The organism is Streptomyces sp. NPDC028991 (assembly GCF_055564775.1).
In genome coordinates, this window is record NZ_JBVHVP010000011.1 from 55,412 (window position 1) to 74,875 (window position 19,464).

Consider the following 19,464-nt stretch of genomic DNA (forward strand, 5'->3'; position numbering starts at 1 on the left):
ATCAACACCCTGGGGGCTCCCGCGCGTACGGCGCCTCGTGACCATCCGCCGGCCGGAGAGGCCCTCAGCATGTTCCTGACCATCACCACCACCGGTACTCCCGAGCACCCCGCGACCGACCTCGGTTTCCTGCTGCACAAGCATCCCGACAAGGCGCAGGCGTTCTCCACCTCCTTCGGCACGGCCCACGTGCTCTACCCGGAGGCGGGGGAGCGGCGCTGCACGGCGGCGCTGCTGCTGGAGGTCGACGCGGTGGCGCTGGTCCGGCGCGGCAAGGGCAAGGGCCGGGGCGGTGCCCCCGACGCGGCACTCGCCCAGTACGTCAACGACCGCCCCTACGCGGCCTCCTCACTGCTCGCCGTGGCGCTGAGCAACGTCTTCGCCAGTGCGATGCGCGGCGTGTGCAAGGCCCGTCCCGAGCGGGCGACCGAGCCGCTGCCGCTGCGCGTCGAGGTCCCGGCGGTGCCCGCCCGCGGGGGCCCCGACCTCGTGCGACGCCTCTTCGAGCCGCTCGGCTGGGCGGTCAGCGCCGAGCCCGTCCCGCTGGACACCGAGTTCCCCGAGTGGGGCGACTCGCGCTACGTCCGCCTCGTCCTGGAGTCCGGGACCCGCACCCTCGCCGAGGCGCTGCGGCACCTGTACGTCCTCCTCCCGGTGCTCGACGACGCCAAGCACTACTGGGTCTCCCCGGACGAGGTCGACAAGCTGCTGCGGGCCGGCGCGGGCTGGCTGCCCGGACACCCCGAGCAGAAGCTGATCACCAGCCGCTACCTGTCGCGCCGCTGGTCCCTGACCCGCGAGGCGATGGACCGGCTGGAGCTGCTCCGGCTGGCCGAGACCGACGACAGTGACGTGGAGGAGATCGACAACGCGGTCGGGGCGGAGGCCGAGCAGGAGGAGAAGCCGGCCCCTCTCGCGGTGCAGCGCCGCGAGGCGGTCCTCACCGCGCTGCGGGACGGCGCCGCCGCCCGCGTCCTCGACCTGGGCTGCGGTGAGGGGCACCTGGTGCGCGAGCTGCTCAAGGAGCCGCGTTTCACGGAGATCGTGGGTGTGGACGTGTCGGTGCGCGCGCTCACCATCGCCTCACGGCGGCTCAAGCTGGACCGCATGGGCGAGCGGCAGGCCGCGCGGGTGAACCTCTTCCAGGGCTCCCTCGCCTACACCGACAAGCGCCTGAAGGGCTACGACGCCGCCGTGCTCAGCGAGGTGATCGAGCACATCGACCTGCCGAGGCTGCCCGCCCTGGAGTACGCCGTGTTCGGCTCGGCCCGTCCCCGCACCGTGGTCGTCACCACGCCGAACGTCGAGTACAACGTGCGCTGGGAGACCCTCCCGGCCGGCCACGTCCGCCACCGCGACCACCGTTTCGAGTGGACCCGCGCGGAGTTCCGCACCTGGGCGGAGACCGTCGCGGAACGGCACGGCTACGACGTGGGATTCCGCCCCGTCGGCCCCGACGACCCCGAGGTGGGCCCGCCCACCCAGATGGCCGTGTTCACCACGAAGACCGAGACCGTGACCGCGACCGAGACCGAGACCGAGAAGGAGGCGAAGGCCGCATGACCACCACCGGCACCACCGGCACCACCGCGCGGGCCCGCGCCCTGCCCGTCACCGACCTCTCCCTCGTCGTGCTGATCGGCGCCTCCGGCTGCGGCAAGTCCACTTTCGCCCGGCGCCACTTCAAGCCGACCGAGGTCATCTCCTCCGACTTCTGCCGGGGCCTGGTCGCCGACGACGAGAACGACCAGAGCGCGAGCCGGGACGCCTTCGACGTCCTGCACTACATCGCGGGCAAGCGGCTCGCCGCCGGCCGCCGCACCGTCGTCGACGCGACCAACGTGCAGCAGGACGCCCGGCGTCAGCTCATCGAGCTGGCCAGGAAGCACGACGTGCTGCCCATCGCCATCGTCCTCGACGTGCCCGAGGAAGTGTGCGCCGAGCGCAACGCCACCCGCACCGACCGGGCCGACATGCCCCGCCGGGTCATCCAGCGCCACACCCGCGAACTCCGCCGCTCCCTGCGCCACCTGGAGCGCGAGGGCTTCCGCAAGGTACACGTCCTGCGCGGCGTGGCGGAGACCGAGCAGGCCACCGTCGTCACCGAGAAACGCTTCAACGACCTCACCCACCTCACCGGCCCCTTCGACATCATCGGCGACATCCACGGCTGCGCCGCCGAACTGGAGACCCTGCTCGGCAAGCTCGGATACACCGACGGCGTCCACCCCGGGGGCCGCACCGCCGTCTTCGTCGGCGACCTGGTCGACCGCGGCCCGGACAGCCCCGGCGTACTGCGCCGCGTGATGTCGATGGTGAAGTCGGGCAACGCCCTCTGCGTCCCCGGCAACCACGAGAACAAGTACGGCCGCCACCTGAAGGGCCGCAAGGTCCAGCACACCCACGGACTCGCCGAGACCGTCGCGCAGATGGACGGCGAGAGCGAGGAGTTCCGCACCGAGGTACGCGAGTTCATCGACGGCCTGGTCAGCCACTACGTCCTGGACGGCGGGAGGCTGGTGGTCTGCCACGCCGGTCTGCCCGAGAAGTATCACGGCCGCACCTCCGGCCGGGTCCGCTCGCACGCCCTGTACGGCGACACCACCGGCGAGACCGACGAGTTCGGGCTGCCGGTGCGCTATCCGTGGGCCGAGGACTACCGGGGCCGCGCGGCCGTCGTCTACGGCCACACCCCGGTCCCCGAGGCCACCTGGCTCAACAACACCATCTGCCTGGACACCGGCGCCGTCTTCGGCGGCAAGCTGACCGCGCTGCGCTGGCCGGAGCGCGAGCTGGTCGACGTACCGGCCGAGCGGGTCTGGTACGAGCCGGCCAAGCCGCTGCGCACCGAGGCGCCCGGCGGACACGACGGCCGCCCGCTGGACCTGGCGGACGTGCGGGGCCGCCGGGTGGTGGAGACCCGGCACGCCGGGCGGATCACCGTGCGCGAGGAGAACGGGGCGGCGGCCCTGGAGGTCATGAGCCGCTTCGCGACCGACCCCCGGCTGCTGCCGTACCTCCCGCCGACCATGGCCCCGACCGCCACCTCGGGGGTGGACGGCTACCTGGAGCACCCTGAGGAGGCGTTCGCGCAGTACGCGGCCGACGGTGTGGCGCGCGTCGTGTGCGAGGAGAAGCACATGGGCTCCCGGGCGGTGGTCCTGGTCTGCCGCGACGCCGACGCGGCCCGCGCCCGCTTCGGAGTGGACGGCCCCACGGGCGCCCTCTACACCCGCACCGGCCGCCCCTTCCTCGACGACGCGGGCGTCTCGGAGGCGATCCTCGACCGGCTGCGTACCGCGATCGGCGAGGCCGGCCTCTGGGACCGACTGGCCACCGAATGGCTGCTGCTGGACGCCGAGCTGATGCCCTGGTCCCTGAAGGCCGCAGGGCTCCTGCGTTCCCAGTACGCCGCCGTGGGCGCCGCCTCCGGGGCGGTGTTCCCAGGCGCGCTGGCCGCACTGGAGGGCGCCGCGGCGCGCGGCGTCGACGTCACCGGGCTGCTCGACCGCCAGCGTGCCCGGTCCGCCGACGCCGCGGCGTTCACGGACGCCTACCGCAGGTACTGCTGGACGACCGACGGTCTGGACGGCGTCCGCCTGGCCCCGTTCCAGATCCTGGCCGCCCAGGGCCGCAGCCTGGCCGCGGTTCCGCACGACGAGCAGCTCGCCCTCATCGACCGGCTCGTCGAGCACGACGGCAGCGGCCTGCTCCAGACCACCCGGCGGCTGTACGTCGACACCGGTGACCCCGAGTCGGTGTCGGCGGGCACCGACTGGTGGCTGGAGATGACCGGACGCGGCGGCGAGGGCATGGTCGTCAAACCGGTCGGCGCGCTGGTACGCGACGGCAAGGGCCGCCTGGTCCAGCCCGGCGTCAAGTGCCGCGGGCGCGAGTACCTGCGGATCATCTACGGTCCCGAGTACACGCGCCCCGACAACCTCGCCCGGCTGCGCGGGCGGTTCCTGAACCACAAGCGGTCCCTGGCCATCCGCGAGTACGCCCTCGGCCTGGAGGCCCTGGACCGCCTCGCGGACGGCGAACCGCTGTGGCGGGTGCACGAGGCGGTGTTCGGTGTTCTCGCCCTCGAGTCGGAGCCGGTGGACCCCCGGCTCTAGCACACGTTTCCGGCCGAGTTGCCCCCGGAGAGGCGACTCGGCCGGACTCCGTGTCCCCGCACCCCATGTGTCCCTGGTTAACCGTCAGTTCCCGTGCTAACTTCGCAGGTCGGTCAGGCAGACGTACCGACTCATGGGGGACAGTCGGTGGAGACAGGCGCGGGATTCGGCGGGGCCGAGGGCGATTCCGGGCATGCGCGAGGACTGGCACTGCTGCTGGAGCTGACCGAGGCCCTGTGCGGACTCGGCTGTACGGAGGACCCGCAGGGGCGGGGCCAGTTCGCCGCGGTGCTCGGGGACCAGCTGGGCCGCCCCGTCGACCTGCGCGGTGTCAAACAGCGCGAGGACGTGGTCACCCTGGTCCGCAGCGCCCTGAACGTGGCGGGCGGGGAGCACGTACTCGTCGCAGTGGTGCGCATCCTCGAAGGGGCCCTCGCCGGCGACGAACTGGACCGGCTGATCACCCCCCGCCCGCCCGCGGCGCCCGAGGCACCGCCGGGCCCGTTAGGCAGCGACGACGAGACCGGCGCGCGCGCCGTCCTCGCCCGGGGCGAGCTCCCCGCCGGCCGGCTGCGCGACGACCTCGCGGAGGAACTCAACGGCCTGGACCTGCCCACCGGGCTCTTACCCGACCAGCTCTTCCTCCACGTCCTCGCCTGGAACGCCCAGCCGGACGGGCTGCCGCCCGCCGTGCTCCTCCTCGACCGGGCGGCCCCGCTCGCCGCCACGCGCGGCCACCGCGCCGCCCTGACCGACTGGGTGGACGACTGGGCGAAACGGGCCGGCCTCCCCCAGGAGCTGCGGCGGCGCCGGGAGGCCCGCAGCCGGGTCGCGCGGGACCCCGACATCCCCCGCGTCCTGATCGTCGCGGTGGAGCCCGCCCGGGACGGCTCCGACGACGTCGTCGTACGCCCCTGGCTCAACACCGTGCCGGGCCACTGGGACCCGCAGCCCGGTGCACCGTCCGTGACCACCCTGGAAGCGCTCGGCCCGGCCGTCGACGACGCGCTGCGGCAGGGCGCCCGGCTGTGGACCGGGCCGGGCGAGACGGCTCCCGGTGGACACCGGGGGCCGTCGGCGTACGTGGAGTTCGTCCTTCCGTACGACCTCCTCAACCACGATGTGGCGAGTTTGACGTACCGCATCGGCGACGGACGGCCATTGCCGCTCGGGCTGAAGTACGGGGTGCACCTACGGAGTCTGGAGCGGATGCGCACCGACGACGCGCTGGTGCGGCACCAGTGGCAGGAGCGCTGGCACGCGCTGCGGCAGCACGGGGTCGGCGTGCACGGCTGGAGCGAGCCGGACGCGGCGCGACTCGACGCGTGGCAGGCGACCCTCGCGGGGGACACCAGACACACGGCCGTGGTGCTGGACGCCCCCGCCCGTGTCTCCGCGATGGAGGCACTCAAGGCGGCCATAGCGGAAGGCATCGGGCTGGCGGTGTGGGACCGCAGAGGAGCCTTCCCCGAGGAGCGGCGCGAGGTGGTGACGGCCGTGTTCGCCGCGGTGCCGACTGCCGGTCAGATCCCGCTCGCCATCCACCGCCTGCGGCAGAACGCCGAGCTGAACCAGCGGGGTCCCGGCCGGCTCCTGGGACGGCACATCGGATTCTTCTGGGATGATCCCACCCGAATCGTCGACATGCACACAATCGACCCCGGCGACCTCGCCGGCGAGGAGGCACCGGCATGAACGCGCAGGAACAGACGTCCCCGAACGGCTGGCGCGTGTTCCACGGCACCGGCCGGCCGCCGCTCGCCCCGCCCCCGCTGCCCCAGGCGCCGCCCTGGCGGCGCTTCCTCGGCGCACCGTCCCAGCCCGCCCCGCCGGACGAGCCGGAGGCCGCGGTGCGCCGGCTGGGCCCCGGCGACGTCACCCCGCAGCTCGGCCCCGAGGAGATCGACGCCGTCAACGCCGCGCTGCTGCTGCGCCGGCCGCTGCTGATCACCGGCCCGCCCGGGATCGGCAAGTCCACGCTCGCCTACGTGATCTCCCGGGAACTGGGCCTCGGCCGGGTCCTGGAGTGGAGCATCGTCAGCCGGACCACGCTGCGGGACGGGCTGTACGTCCACGACGCCATGGGCCGCGCCCAGGCCATCGCCGCCTGGCAGGCCGGACTGCGCGGCGCCGCGGCCCGGGAACCGGACGGGACCGTACCGGAGACGGCCCGCACGGAGGGCGCGGCGCCCGAACCCGGCGGCGTCAACCCGACGGTCGTATCAGCACACGGTCAACTCCCGCCTGTTCTCGGAGACTTCATCACCCTGGGTCCACTGGGTACCGCTCTGCTGCCCTACGATCGACCCCGGGTACTCCTGGTCGACGAGCTCGACAAGAGTGACATCGATCTGCCGAACGACCTGCTGCACGTCCTCGAGAACGGAAGCTATGACGTCCCGGAACTGGTGCGCGACGCCGTGGACACCGCGCGCGTCCACACCAGCGACCCCACCGGCCGGGCGCTGGTGCGGGGCGGGCGCGTCGAGTGCCGGGAGTTCCCGGTCGTGGTGATCACCAGCAACGGAGAGCGCGAGTTCCCCGCCGCCTTCCGCCGTCGCTGTCTGCCGCTGGAGCTGCGCACCCCCAGCCGCGAGCAGCTGCTCGCCCTGGTGGAAGGGCACCTGGGCGTGCGGCCCGAGGGCACCGAGCGCCTGGTGGACGAGTTCGTGGGGCGGATCCGGTCCGGCGGCACCCACTCCCTGGATCAGCTACTCAACGCTGTACAGATGACTACCGCGGGTGGTTTCCAGGCGCACGGTGACGGGCGTAAGCTCGTGGAAATGCTGCTCCGCGACCTCGCGAAGGGCCGCTGAATGACCGGCTTTCCCAGGGAGCGCGCATCCGGACCGGGCGACGGTGATCCCGTATCAGGGACGTCGCCTCCGTCGGAGTTCCCCGAGTCCGTCGAAGGCGCGAGTGGGTACGGAGCGGCGCTCACCACTGCCCCGGCCCAGGAAGCGTCCGCCCGCGGCCAACTGCCCCCGGACGGACCGGAGCCGTCCGACGCGCACTGGCGGGAGGTCGCGGAAGCGGTCTGGCTCGCCGCGTACTGGGACCGCCACGGCGGCCCGGGCGGCGGCCGGCCGGAACCGGAGACGGAGCCGGCCCCCGCGCGCTCGCGGCCCGCTCACCCGACCGGTACCGGATCGGAGACCGGACCAGGGGCCGGCACCGGACCAGGGGCCGGCCCCGAGGACCCACGGCCGCCGGAACCGTCCCCGGCCGACGACCGCACCCCCGCCGCCGATCCGGCGTCGGCTTCGGCACCGGCCGTTCCCGGCACCGGGTCCCGCACCACCGCACCACCGCACGACCCCGCCCACCGGCCCACGTCCACCGGCCCGCCGAGCGGTGCGCCCGCCGGACAGGCCGGCCGCGGACAGCTGTCCCCCGACGCCGAGGGCACCTTCACGCTGCACCTCGGGCGGCCGCTGCTGCCCGCCGAGGAGCGCCCGCGGCCCGGCCCCGGCCGCACCACCGCGCTGCTCGCCCGAGCCCTGCACCGACTGGCCCGCCGCATCCCCTCCCGCCACACCCTGGAGCTCGACGAGGAGGCCACCGCCGAGCAGGGCGTGTCGGACGGTCTGTGGCTGCCCTTCCTGAGGCCCGCCCGGGCCACCGCCTTCGACCTGGTCCTGCTCGTCGACGACGCCCCGACCATGCGAATCTGGCAGGAGACCTGCGCGCGCCTCGTCGAGGCCGCCGAACACAGCGGAGCCTTCCGCGGCGTCCGCGCCGTCCGGGTCCACCTGCCGCGCACGGGCACCGCCACTCTGCGCCGCCCCGACGGCCGATCCTGCGCCGGCCCCGCCGAACTCCTCGACGGCCGGGGCGGCCGCGTCTTCCTCGTCGTCACCGACGGGCTCTCCCACGGCTGGGCGGCCCCGGCAGCCGACGACCTGCTCGGCCGCCTCGGCCACGCCGGTCCGACGGCCCTCGTCCACCTGCTTCCGCCACACCTTCGGCACCGCACCTCCCTCTACCCGTACCAGGCGGTCCTGGAGGCCGGCGGTTTCGGCGCCACCAACGAAGGCCTCGGGCACTGGGCGCCGCCCGGCGGCCCCGACCCGCTGCGCCCGCTGCCCGAGGCCGGCGACGGCTCCGTACCGGTGCCCGTGCTGTCCCTCAAGCCCGGCTCCCTCGGCACCTGGGCCGACCTCGTCACCGGTGAGCGGGGCGTGCGCCGGTCGCTGCCCGTCGTCCTCGCCGGGGCTCTCGCCAAGGGCGCGCCCGCACCCGGTCTGCGCGCCCCGCGCATGCCGCGCGCCGCCACCGCGGCCGTCCGCCGCTTCTTCACGCTCGCCACCCCCGCCGCCCGCCGGCTCGCCACTCAACTGGCGGCCGTGCCCTTCGAGTTCGACCTCGTGGAGCAGCTGCGGCGACGCACCATGCCGGAGACCGGCCCCGACCACCTCGCCGAGATCCTCATGGGCGGGCTGATCGACTGGAACAGCGGCGGCGAGGGCCGCCCCGAGTTCGCCGACGGGGTGCGCGAGGCACTGCTCGCCACCACGACCCGCAGTCAACTGGCCCGCACCGTCAGCATGGTGGGCGAGCTGCCGGCCGCCGGACGGCGAGGCGTCGCCCTGCGCGCCGCACTGCAGGACCCGGCCGGAGCAGCCCTGCCCGACCCGGCCGAAAGCGGCTGGGCGCGCAGCGAACTGGCCGTGATGCGCGCCCTCTCGGGGCCCTACTCCGAACGGGCGAGGCGCATCGAACCCCGACTCTCCGGACGCCTGCCGTCCGGTGCGGCCGAACGGGTGGGCGCCGGTTTGCCCGCAGGTACACCCACTGAGGTGAACCCTGCGGGCGGCGGGGGATCATCCGGCGGCCGAGAAGGCAGTGATCCAGCGTCGAGCAACCCCGACGAACCTGGAGACCACGTGCCGCCCCTGGTACCCGACGCGACCCGACCCGAAGCCCCGGAGGCTGAGCAGCTCATGCAGAGCACCACGACCGCGACGCCCGCCCTACTGGTGAACGTTCCCCTGCGGAACACCTCGTTCGTCGGCCGGCAGGGGCTGCTGAGGGCCGTGGAGGAGCAACTGAGTTCCCAGGACACGGCCGCGGTGCTGCCGCACGCGCTGCACGGCCTGGGCGGCGTCGGCAAGTCTCAGCTCGCGCTGGAGTACATCTACACCCACCAGCACGACTACAAGGTGGTCTGCTGGATCCCCGCGGAGCGGGAGAGCCTCATCCTGGCCACCCTCGCGACCCTCGCCGCCCGGCTGGGGATCGCCCCGCCGGGCCAGGACGGCGTGGGCAGTCTCACGGCCAACACCGCGGTGCCCGCCGTGCTGGAGGCGCTGCGGGCCGGCGCGCCGTACGACAACTGGCTCCTCGTCTTCGACAACGCGGAGAACGTCGACGCCGTGCGCCAGTACTTCCCCACCAACGGCCCGGGGAAGGTCGTCGTCACCTCCCGGAACCGCGCCTGGGAGCGGGTCGCCACCCCTCTGCCGGTGAACGTCTTCGAGCGGTCCGAGTCCATCGAGCTGCTCCAGAAGCGCTCGCCCGACCTGTCCACCGAGGACGCCGACCGGCTCGCCGAGGCCCTCGGCGACCTGCCCCTGGCCGTCGAGCAGGCGGGCGCCTGGCGGGCGGTCACCGGCATGCTCGTGGACGAGTACCTCGACCTGCTGGCGCAGCGCAGTCCCGAGATCCTCGAACTCGACCCCACCCCCGACTACCCGGTCTCCGTCGCCGCCGCCTGGGACATCTCGCTGGAGCGCATCCGGCAGAACAACCCGGGAGCCCGGCAGCTCCTCGACATCTGCGCCAGCATGGCACCGGAGCCGATTCCGCGGTCCATGCTGCGCGGCAGCCGCGGGGTCAGCGTGACCCCCGACGTCGACCCGCTGCTGCGCGAGTCGATCAAACTGAACCGGGCGGTGCGCGACCTCAGCCAGTTCTCCCTGGTGCGGGTCGACCCGCGGTCCGACACCCTGCAGATGCACCGCCTGCTCCAGACCGTGCTCCTGGCCAAGCTGAACCCCGACGAGCGCGAGCGCATGCGGGACGCCGCCCACCAACTGCTGTCGGCGGCCAAGCCCGGCCCCTCCGGATCCTCGCTGGAATGGCGCGCGTACCAGGCGCTGCTGCCCCACCTCCTCGCCTCGCAGGCGGTGACCAGCACCGACACCTACGTGCGCGACCTGGTCTACGACACCGCGTGGTTCCTCTACTACTGGGGAGACCACGAGGGTGCCGCCTCCTTCGCGCGCCAGGCGTGGAACGCCTGGCTGGCGGCGTCCGGCGAGGAGGACGTCCAGGCCATCCGCATGGCCAAGTGCCTCGCCTTCCTGCTGCGCCAGACCGGCCAGGTCGCCGAGTCCCTGCCGCTCACCGAGCGGGCACTGGAGGTGAGCCGCCGGGTCGGCGACGACCCGGAGAGCCTGATCGACTCCCTGTGCGAGCTGTCCGACGCGCGGGGCTACCAGGGGCGCTTCGAAGAAGTCCGGACCCTGACCCAGGAAGCCAGGGAGCTGGCCCGCTCCCTGTTCGGCCCCGACGACCCGACCGCCCTGCGCGCCACCCACGCCCACTGCGTCGGCCTCAGGCTGTGCGGTCAGTTCAGGGAGGCGCTGCCCCTCGACCAGGAGAACGCCCGGCAGCGCGAACTGCTCTTCGGCCCGGCCAGCTTCTTCGCCCTCAACGCGCTCAACGGCCTCTCCATCGACATGCGCGAGAGCGGCGACTACCCCGGCTCCCGGGACTTCCAGGAGGACGTCTACCGCCGCGCCCGCGGCACCCTCGGCGACGAACACCCGCTGACCCTGCGTATCGCCCGCAACCTGGCCGTGTGCCGCCGCCGCGACGGAGCACTCACCGAGTCCGCCAAGCTCGCCGAGGAGACCCTGCGGCACTTCCGGGCCCGCTACGGCCCCGATCACTTCGACTCTCTGTCGACCGCGACGAACCTGTTCGTCGACCAGCGGCTGGCCGGCGACCTGGAGGCGTCGCGCGTGCTGGCCGAGGAGACCGTGCGCGGCCTGGTCCAGCGCCTCGGCCCGGACCACGCGCACACACTCCTGGCGCAGGCGAACGCCGCCGCGACGCTGCGGGCGATGGGCAGCCTCGACGCCGCGCAGGAGATGGAGGACGCCGTGGCGGAACGGCTGAGCGAGACGGTGGGCGCCCGGCACGTGCTCACCCTGACCGTGGCCATCGGACAGGCGAACACGGCGTACGCGCGGCTCGACTTCGACCGGGCCCACCAGATCGACGAGGCCAATCTCCCGCTGCTGGCCGAGCAGGCGGGGGAGGAGCATCCGCTGACCCTGTCGGTGATGGCGAACCTCGCCCTCGACCTGCGCGGGCTGGGCCGCGGACCCGAGGCGGACGAACTGCAGCGCAAGGCGGTGGAGGGCTTCACCCGCGTCGTCCGTGCCGACAACCCCTGGCTCCTGGCGGCGAGCAGGCGCCGCCGCATCGAGTGCGACCTGGCCCCCATGCCGATCTAGGGCACCTCGGCGGGCGCCGGTTCGGATCCGGTGCCGGCATCGGTGGTCGTGGCCAGTGCCAGTGCCTGTGCCAGTGCTGGCCTCTGTGCCGGTGGCATGCGTCGGTGCGGGGCGGGCAGCAGCGGCGGCGCGGCCGGGCGGGCCGTGGAAGGGCGTGTGCCTCCCACGGCCCGCCGGTCAGCTCGCGTCCGGCAGCGCGGCGGCCGGCGGGTCGTCGGAAGGACGCCCCTGCGGCGGCCCTGTGGCGTCCGACGGCTTGGACCCGACGAGAACGCCCGGGCAGCCGCCCGCGACGGTGTCCGGCCGGGACGCGGAGAGCCGGTCGACCAGCAGCAGCAACGGCTGGGTGAGGAGCGTCGTGGCCAGCGCCATGAGTACCAGGACCGTGTAGAGGGGCCTGCTCAGCAGTCCCGCCTGGAAGCCCGCGTTGAGGGCGATCAGCTCGGTGAGCCCGCGCGTGTTCAGCAGCACCCCCACCGTCCGCGCGTCGTCACGGCCCAGTCCGCCGAGCCGGGCCGCCGCCGTACCGCTGCCGATCTTCGTGACGACCGCCAGCACCGTCACCACCAGGACCGCGATCCACCCCGAGGCGGTGAGGCTGTTCAGGACGACGGCCTGGCCCGAGAAGACGAAGAAGAAGGGCAGCAGCAGCGAGCTGATGTCGTGCAGCGGACGCAGCAGGTCGGGGTCGAGCGTGCCGTTCTCCTCACGTGGGCAGACGACACCGGCGAGCAGCGCACCGCAGATGGCGTGCAGCCCCAGGTACTGCGTCACGCAGGCCGAGCCGAAGGCGAAGGCGATGAGCAGCGACAGCCGCAGCAGGGGCTCCGTCTGGGTGCGCCACAGCAGCCTGCGCAGCAGCGGCCGGGCGACCACGAGCATCAGCCCGATGAAGACGACCGCGGCCAGCGCCCGCCATTCCGGGCCGAGCGACCGCTCCCCCGTGCCGTCCAGCAGGGTGCCGGCCAGCACCGTCCAGCCGACCACGTCCATCAGCCCGGCGGCGGAGACCGCCAGCACGCCCGGCACCGAGCTGGCCAGGCCGTTCTCTCGCACCATGGCCGTGAGCACCGGCACCGCGGTTATCGACAGCGCGACCCCCGCGAACACGACCACGGCCGGACCGACCCGGGACACGCCCAGGTCGTGCAACTGCTCCCGGAACAGCAGCGCGGCGCCGCCGCCCGCGGCCATCGGCACCAGGAAGCCGGCCGCCGCCACGGTCAGCACCGTACGCGCACGGTCGCCCAGCACCTTCAGATCCAGTTCGTAACCCACCGCGAACAGGAACACCACCAGGGAGAACTGGGCCAGACCCGTCAGCGCCGTCGTGAGTTCCGCCGGGAACAGCACCGAGTAGGCGTCCGGTGCCGCGCCGCCGAGCAGCGAGGGACCGAGGACTATGCCCGCCACCAGCTGACCGACGATGTAGGGCTGCTTCAGCCGCCGGGCGGTCCAGCCCGCTCCGTGGCCGACCGCGAGGATCAGCGCCGAGGCGAGCAGGAAGTGCATGACCGTCGAATCAGGGCTCACGGCGAGTCCCCCTGGTGTCCAGTTGTCGGTACCGGTCGCCCGGCGGTGGAACGGGCCTTCGACACCGCGTCGGCCCAAGTACTGGAGGGTATGGGTAACTTGACGTCACCAAGGAGTCGTAGACAACAGTGCACTGGTGTCACGGGGGGCACATGACGGCGGTCGTTTTCATCCACGGCACGGGGGTGCGCGAACCGGGCTTCTCGAAGCTCGCGGGGCGCGTTGGAGCAGGGCTGACCACGCTGCGCGACGGGCTGCGCATCGTGCCGTACTACTGGGGCGGCCCGCACGGCGCCACCCTCGCCGCCGGCGGGGCCAGTCTGCCGCCGGGGCCGGGAGCCGCGGCCCGGGGGCCGGCGGCGTTCGCGGGCGGGCCGCCGGCCGCCGAGGTCACCACGGCCGCCGGGGAGGACTCCACGGACGCGTGGGCCGCCCGCTACGCCGATCCCTACGCCGAACTCGCGCTCGCCGCGGCGGGCGGCGCCCCGGCCGCCGAACGGCCGCCCGGTTCCGTGCCGCCGGAACAGGCGCTGCGCGAGCGCCTGTTCGCGCTCGCCGCCCAGGGCGACGGACCCGCGGCCGAGTTGGGTGACGGCCTGTCCCGGGCGGCCCGCGACCTGGCCGCCCATCCCCTCCTCGGCCCGGCCGCCGAGGCCCTCCGCCCCGGCGACCTGGCGGCCGTCGCCGCGCGCAGTCTCACCGCGCGGATCATCGCGGACGCCCTCGACGCCGACACGCCGCTGGTACCGGGCGGCGACGTCCGCGACGCGGTCGCCGACCGGCTCGCCGCGGCCCTCGGCGCCACCGCCCCCGGTACGGAGCGCGGAATGCGTTCCATGGTGCTGCGGATCGCGGGCGCCGCGGCATCCCGTGCCGCCGTGCGCCGCCGACGCGCCCTCACCGAAGCCGCCCACCCTGCGGCCGCGGACATCCTGCGCTACCTCAGCCGCGGCGAGGCCGTCCGTGCCGAACTGCGCGCACTCGTCGAAGGCCTGCGGCCCCCCGTCGTCCTCGTCGGCCACAGCCTTGGCGGCATCATCGCCCTGGACACACTGATCTCGGCCCCGCTGCCCCAGGTGCGGCTCCTGGTGACGGCCGGTTCCCAGGCGCCGTTCCTGTACGAGTCGGGGTCCCTGCCCACCCTGGAACACCCCGCTCCGCTGCCGCCGCACGTCCCGGACTGGCTGAATCTCTACGACCCCCGGGACCTGCTCTCCTACCTGGGGGAGGGCCTCTTCCCGGGGCGCGTCACCGACACGGCGGTCGACAGCCGCCAGCCCTTCCCGGCCGCGCACAGCGCCTACTGGACCAATCCCGAGGTCTTCCGCCACATCGTGGAACGCCTGCCGTGACCGGGCCCGAGTCCACCACCGTGCCGCGGGGAACGCCGTCCGCGCCGCGCGTCGACCCCTCGCGGGTGCACGCGCTGATCGTCGGCATCGAGGCCTACGGCGCCGGCCCGCTCTGGGACCTGCCCGGACCCGCCCGGGACGCCGTGCGCTTCCGGCGCATGCTGCGGACGGCCGGGGTGCCGGAGGACAACCTGCACGTCCACCTGTCACCGCTGCCGCCGTACGCCCCCGAAGTGCCGTACGCCCCCGCCGACCACGCCACCCTCCGCCGCGCCCTGGTGCGGCACCTGCCGCAGGCATCCGGTGACGTCCTGTGGGTGTGGTGGGGCGGTCACGGCGTGCTGGATCTCGCCGGCCACCTCAGACTGTTCTGCGCGGACGCCACCATCGCCGACAAACTGGGCATCGACCTGGACTCCGCGCTGGCGCGGTACGCCGGGGACGCCGTGCCGGGATTCGCCGAGCAGCTGTGGATCGTGGACGCCTGCGAGACCTTCGAGGAGGACCTGGCCTTCCGCGAGCAGCTGCCGCCCGACGCCCTGCCCGTGGGGCGCCGCACCCTCGGTCACCGGCAGACGGTGCTGCGGGCCGCGGGCCGCGGCCGGGCCGCCGCCAACGATCCGCGGCGCGCCACCGGGCTCTTCTCCGACGTGCTGCTCGCCCTGCTGGCCGAGCGGAGCGACGTGCTGCCCGCGCCGCCGGATGCGGAGGAACTGTTTCCGGCCGTACGGGCGCGCATCGCGGCCCTCAGGGAGTCGGGCCGTACTCTGCAGCATCCCGAGATCCGGTTGCGGAGCCCCGAGCGCACCGAGTCGCTGGGCCCGCCGGCGCCCGCCCCGGTGACCCGTCCGGCCTCGCCGCTGGCGCGGGCGGTCGAGGCGCTCCTCGCCTACCCCTTGATGGGCGACCCCGTTGAACGGCAGACCGTGGTCGCCGCGTTGGACCCGGCAGTCACCGCGGTGCTGCCCCGCCACACCAAGGCCCGCACGGACGCGGCCGGGATCCTGAACGCGCTCGCCCGACGCCGCCCCGAGGAGTTGTGGACCCTGTTCGACGCCGTCGTGTCCGTCGACGACGACGCCGACCGCAAGGCCGAACTGGGCCTCGCCCTCGACGCGTTGGCGGCGTCGGCGGGGCCCGGCGGAGGCAGGCGGTGATCGAGTGGCGTGATCGTACGGTTTTCGACAGCGCTGTGAATGGCCATGATGGAAGGAACACGAGCACGAGGCATCGAGTGCCATCGTGCGAGAAGGGGGAGCACCTTGGACCAGCCGCCCGCCCCGCACCGCGCCGCAGCCGCCGCCCGTGAGCCGGCCGCCGCCGTGGGTGCCGACGTCTGGGAGTCGGACCTGTCCGACCTCGCGGGGCTGCCCCTGACCGCAGTGGACGGTCTGGCGCCGCTTCGCCCCACCGCCCGCCTGCTGGAAGAGGTACTGCGCGCCCGCGGCGGCGTCCGCGGCGGCCAGGACGGTGGTGGTGCCCGAGCCGAATAGCCACCGCACGCCGCACGTCGCTCCCTTGACGGGCCCGGCCGTGCGCCCGCCGGGGTCCCTGCCTGCCCGCACCCGCAACCGGAGGTCCCCGCCCATGACCGGTGAGCCGCGCCCTGCCGTCTTCCGCATGCCGGAGCGGCTCTTCGCGGAGCTGGCCGCCGGAGGCGGCACCGCGGAGGCCGTCTCCTTCCTGGAGCGGGCGGAACGGGCCCGCCGACTGCTCCTGTTGCGCACGCTGCTCGACCGGCTGGCGGACGTACCCACCCCGCTGACCGCGCCCGCCGAGGCCTGGTCCGTCCTCAAGGAGGCCGCCGAGCGGGTTCCGGAGGCGGTCGACGGGCTGCTCGCCGCCCCGGCCACCGGCGGATGGATCGCCCACATGCTGCGCCGGTTGCACGGCACCGCCACGGGTCCTCCCCTGTGGGCGGAAGCGGGCCACCTGAACCTGCTGGCCCTCACGGCGGCCCTGCACACCGGCACGGAGACGGCCCTCGACGTTGCGCTCACCGACGGGACGGTGTACCTCCCGGCCCTGGGACAGGCCCGGCTCCCTCAGGCGAAGCCGGGACTCGCGGTCGCCCTGGCCGTGACGACGGGCCGCGGCGAACTGACCCTCTCGGCCCGGCGCCGCGACGGCTCCCCGACGTCCGTGACCTGCCGCCCGGCCACGACCCCGGCCACCACTTGCCGCGTCCCGGCCGCCCGGCCCACCACCGCGCCGCCCGCGCCGGGCGCCCCCGGGCCGGCGGACGCGGCCGGGCCGGCGACGACCACCACGGCCGCCCCGCTGCGACCCGCGCCACGCACCGCCGCCGCGCCGTCCCGCGCTCGCCCGGCGCCCCCGGAGCGCACCGCCACCGACGCCCGTCGCGTGCCGTCGGCGTCCGCCGCCGCGTCCTCGGCCGTCCGGCCGGTGACGCCGGCCCGGGACGCCACCGAGCCGCCACCCGGTCCACCGCCAGCCGGCCCGCTGTCCGGCCCGATGCCGCCCGCCCCCGTGCCGGCATCACCGCCCGCCCCCGTGCCGGCAGCACCGCCCGCCGGCGCCGTCGACGCGCCCTCCTGGCTCCCCCTGCGGACCCTCACCCACACCACCGCCTCGGGCCGCGTCGCCATACCCCTCGACGACCTCGGTCCCTACCGCGACCTCGACGATCCGGTCCCGCCCGCCCGGCTCGACGCCGGTGAGGCGGCGGAGTGGCAGCGGGTCTTCGACGGCGCCGCCGCCATCCTCGCGGGGGCGGGCACCGGCCAGGGCCCGGGGCGGCTCGAACCGTCCCTGATCCGCGCCGTCGTGCCGTACGGCCGTACCGCCCCCACCCCGCCCGCTCCGCCGACCGTCGCCGTCTCCGCGTCCAGCGGCGACTCCTTCGGCGCCATGCTGATAACCCGCCCGGGGTCCGCGCTCGCCCTCGCCGAGACCCTCGTCCACGAGTTCCAGCACAGCAAGCTCGCCGCCCTCCTCCACCTCTTCCCCCTCCTCGACGACGACCGCGAGGAGCGCTACTACGCTCCCTGGCGCGCCGACCCGCGCCACCTCACCGGGCTGCTGCACGGCGCGTACGCCTTCACGGGCGTCGCCGGCTTCTGGCGGGACCGGATGACCGAGCCGGAACACGCCGAGGCCGCCGCCTACCACTTCGCGCTGCGCCGGCTGCAGAGCCGGCTGGTCGTGCGCACCCTGCTGACCAGTGCCCGGCTCACCCCGCCGGGGCGCCGGCTGGTCGAGGGCCTCGCCCGGACGCTGGACGGCTGGCTGCGCGAACGCGTCGACCCGGCCGCCCTGTCCCGGGCCCGTACGGCCGCCTCCCTGCACCGCACCCAGTGGCGGCTGCGCAACGTCGCCGCACCGGCCGGGCCGGACGGCACCCTCCGGTTCCGCCCGGACCGCGGCTTCTGGTCCGACACCCGCACCGCCGCGTTCGCCACCCGCCCCGCCGCTCCCCGCACCCCCGACGAGCACCTCGCCGCCGGCGACCCGGCCACCGCGCTGGAGGGCTACGCGGGGGAACTGGCCCGGGACCCGGCCGACCCGCGGGCGCTGTCCGGCTGGATCGTCGCCCGCGCTGCCCTGGACCCGGGGCACCCGACCCGCCGCCCGCTCGCCCGCCCGGAGCTGCTCCAGCCCCAGCCCAGCGGTTGAACCGGGGCGCACGGGTCCGCCCAAGCAGGGGGTGAACAGGCGCCCGAATGGTCAGGATGGAGGCATGGGATTCACAGTCGACTCCGAAGCCGGGCGGCTCACCCGCGTCATCCTGCACCGGCCGGATCTCGAGCTCAAAAGGCTCACCCCCAGCAACAAGGACGCCCTTCTCTTCGACGACGTGCTGTGGGTGCGCCGGGCGCGCGCCGAGCACGACGGGTTCGCCGACGTGCTCCGCGACCGCGGAGTCGCCGTGCACCTCTTCGGCGACCTGCTCACCGAGACCCTTGACGTCCCGGCGGCCCGGCGGCTCGTCCTGGACCGGGTCTTCGACGAGAAGGAGTACGGAGTGCTGGCCACGGACCATCTCCGGGCCGCCTTCGAGACCCTGCCCGCCCGTGAACTCGCCGAGGCCCTGGTCGGCGGCATGACCAAGCGGGAGTTCCTCGACGCGCACCCGGAGCCGACCTCCGTGCGCTTCCACGCCATGGAGCTGGACGATTTCCTGCTCGGTCCGCTGCCCAACCACCTCTTCACCCGGGACACCTCGGCCTGGATCTACGACGGCGTCTCCATCAACGCCATGCGCTGGCCCGCCCGGCAGCGCGAGACGGTGCACTTCGAGGCGATCTACCGGCACCACCCGCTCTTCCGCGACGAGACGTTCCGCCTCTGGTCCGAGGGGCAGGCCGACTACCCCTCCACCATCGAGGGCGGCGACGTCCTCGTCATCGGCAACGGCGCGGTACTCATCGGCATGAGCGAGCGCACCACACCGCAGGCCGTCGAGATGCTCGCGTACAAGCTGTTCGCGGCGGGCTCCGCACGCACGATCGTGGCCCTCGACATGCCCAAGCGGCGGGCCTTCATGCACCTGGACACCGTGATGACGATGGTCGACGGCGACACCTTCACCCAGTACGCCGGGCTCGGCATGCTCCGCTCCTACACCATCGAGCCGGGCGTGGGGGAGAAGGAGCTGAAGGTCACCGACCATCCGCCGGAGCACATGCACCGCGCGATCGCGGCGGGCCTCGGTCTCAACGAGATCCGGGTGCTGACCGCCACCCAGGACGTGCACGCCGCCGAACGTGAGCAGTGGGACGACGGCTGCAACGTCCTGGCCGTCGAGCCGGGCGTCGTCGTCGCCTACGAGCGGAACGCCACCACCAACACCCACCTGCGTAAACAGGGCATCGAGGTGATCGAGATCCCGGGCAGCGAGCTGGGCCGGGGCCGGGGCGGGCCGCGCTGCATGAGCTGCCCGGTGGAACGGGAGCCTGTATAGAAATTCAGCACTTCGTATAGACTTCCAGCTGTCCCCGTCCCCCGTCCCCGTCCCTGTATCCCTGGAGCGCA

The 19,464-nt window shown here is 74.2% G+C and carries 11 protein-coding genes; 10 read left to right on the top strand and 1 reads right to left on the bottom strand.

Annotated elements, in window-relative coordinates:
• Positions 1-69: 69 nt before the first annotated feature.
• The 5 genes from ACZ4V1_RS21905 (at position 70) to fxsT (ending at position 11,584) form a co-directional block, all read left to right on the top strand.
• The gene (locus ACZ4V1_RS21905) at positions 70-1,563 is read left to right on the top strand and encodes a 3' terminal RNA ribose 2'-O-methyltransferase Hen1 (protein WP_468338630.1); all 1,494 of its coding nucleotides are present in this window, start codon (positions 70-72) and stop codon (positions 1,561-1,563) included.
• On the top strand, positions 1,560-4,118 hold the full coding sequence (locus ACZ4V1_RS21910; RefSeq protein ID WP_468338631.1) for a polynucleotide kinase-phosphatase: 2,559 nt from the start codon (positions 1,560-1,562) through the stop codon (positions 4,116-4,118). Before ACZ4V1_RS21905 ends, ACZ4V1_RS21910 begins: the two co-directional genes overlap by 4 nt.
• A 147-nt stretch (positions 4,119-4,265) precedes the next feature.
• A complete protein-coding gene (locus tag ACZ4V1_RS21915; RefSeq protein WP_468338633.1) occupies positions 4,266-5,813 on the top strand; it encodes a VMAP-C domain-containing protein in 1,548 nt (515 codons plus the stop codon).
• On the top strand, positions 5,810-6,934 hold the full coding sequence (locus ACZ4V1_RS21920) for an AAA family ATPase (protein WP_468338635.1): 1,125 nt from the start codon (positions 5,810-5,812) through the stop codon (positions 6,932-6,934). The genes ACZ4V1_RS21915 and ACZ4V1_RS21920 overlap by 4 nt, the downstream gene beginning before the upstream one ends.
• Positions 6,935-11,584, top strand: a complete 4,650-nt coding sequence (gene fxsT, locus ACZ4V1_RS21925; RefSeq protein WP_468338637.1) for an FxSxx-COOH system tetratricopeptide repeat protein — start codon at positions 6,935-6,937, stop codon at positions 11,582-11,584.
• 177 nt (positions 11,585-11,761) lie between these two features.
• Here fxsT and ACZ4V1_RS21930 read toward each other — a convergent pair whose 3' ends face one another.
• The gene (locus tag ACZ4V1_RS21930; protein WP_468338639.1) at positions 11,762-13,117 is read right to left on the bottom strand and encodes a cation:proton antiporter; all 1,356 of its coding nucleotides are present in this window, start codon (positions 13,115-13,117) and stop codon (positions 11,762-11,764) included.
• 152 nt (positions 13,118-13,269) lie between these two features.
• Between ACZ4V1_RS21930 and ACZ4V1_RS21935 the strand changes: the two genes are divergently transcribed.
• From ACZ4V1_RS21935 to ACZ4V1_RS21955, 5 genes are all read left to right on the top strand, one after another.
• Positions 13,270-14,469 (top strand): alpha/beta fold hydrolase, encoded by a 1,200-nt coding sequence (locus tag ACZ4V1_RS21935; RefSeq protein WP_468338641.1) that lies wholly within the window; start codon positions 13,270-13,272, stop codon positions 14,467-14,469.
• Complete coding sequence (locus ACZ4V1_RS21940) at positions 14,466-15,626, top strand: caspase family protein (RefSeq protein WP_468338643.1); 1,161 nt, start codon at positions 14,466-14,468, stop codon at positions 15,624-15,626. The genes ACZ4V1_RS21935 and ACZ4V1_RS21940 overlap by 4 nt, the downstream gene beginning before the upstream one ends.
• A 105-nt stretch (positions 15,627-15,731) precedes the next feature.
• Complete coding sequence (locus ACZ4V1_RS21945; protein WP_468338645.1) at positions 15,732-15,962, top strand: hypothetical protein; 231 nt, start codon at positions 15,732-15,734, stop codon at positions 15,960-15,962.
• Between the two features lie 94 nt (positions 15,963-16,056).
• The gene (locus ACZ4V1_RS21950) at positions 16,057-18,105 is read left to right on the top strand and encodes an aKG-HExxH-type peptide beta-hydroxylase (RefSeq protein WP_468338646.1); all 2,049 of its coding nucleotides are present in this window, start codon (positions 16,057-16,059) and stop codon (positions 18,103-18,105) included.
• 64 nt (positions 18,106-18,169) lie between these two features.
• Positions 18,170-19,393 (top strand): arginine deiminase, encoded by a 1,224-nt coding sequence (locus ACZ4V1_RS21955; RefSeq protein ID WP_468338648.1) that lies wholly within the window; start codon positions 18,170-18,172, stop codon positions 19,391-19,393.
• Positions 19,394-19,464 lie beyond the last annotated feature (71 nt).

Bases quoted from the DNA above. Each gene is read 5' to 3' on its own strand.
- ACZ4V1_RS21935 (WP_468338641.1), top strand. From the start codon at position 13,270: ATGACGGCGGTCGTTTTCATCCACGGCACGGGGGTGCGCGAACCGGGC.
- fxsT (WP_468338637.1), top strand. From the start codon at position 6,935: ATGACCGGCTTTCCCAGGGAGCGCGCATCCGGACCGGGCGACGGTGAT.
- ACZ4V1_RS21920 (WP_468338635.1), top strand. From the start codon at position 5,810: ATGAACGCGCAGGAACAGACGTCCCCGAACGGCTGGCGCGTGTTCCAC.
- ACZ4V1_RS21950 (WP_468338646.1), top strand. From the start codon at position 16,057: ATGACCGGTGAGCCGCGCCCTGCCGTCTTCCGCATGCCGGAGCGGCTC.
- ACZ4V1_RS21910 (WP_468338631.1), top strand. From the start codon at position 1,560: ATGACCACCACCGGCACCACCGGCACCACCGCGCGGGCCCGCGCCCTG.
- ACZ4V1_RS21905 (WP_468338630.1), top strand. From the start codon at position 70: ATGTTCCTGACCATCACCACCACCGGTACTCCCGAGCACCCCGCGACC.
- ACZ4V1_RS21955 (WP_468338648.1), top strand. From the start codon at position 18,170: ATGGGATTCACAGTCGACTCCGAAGCCGGGCGGCTCACCCGCGTCATC.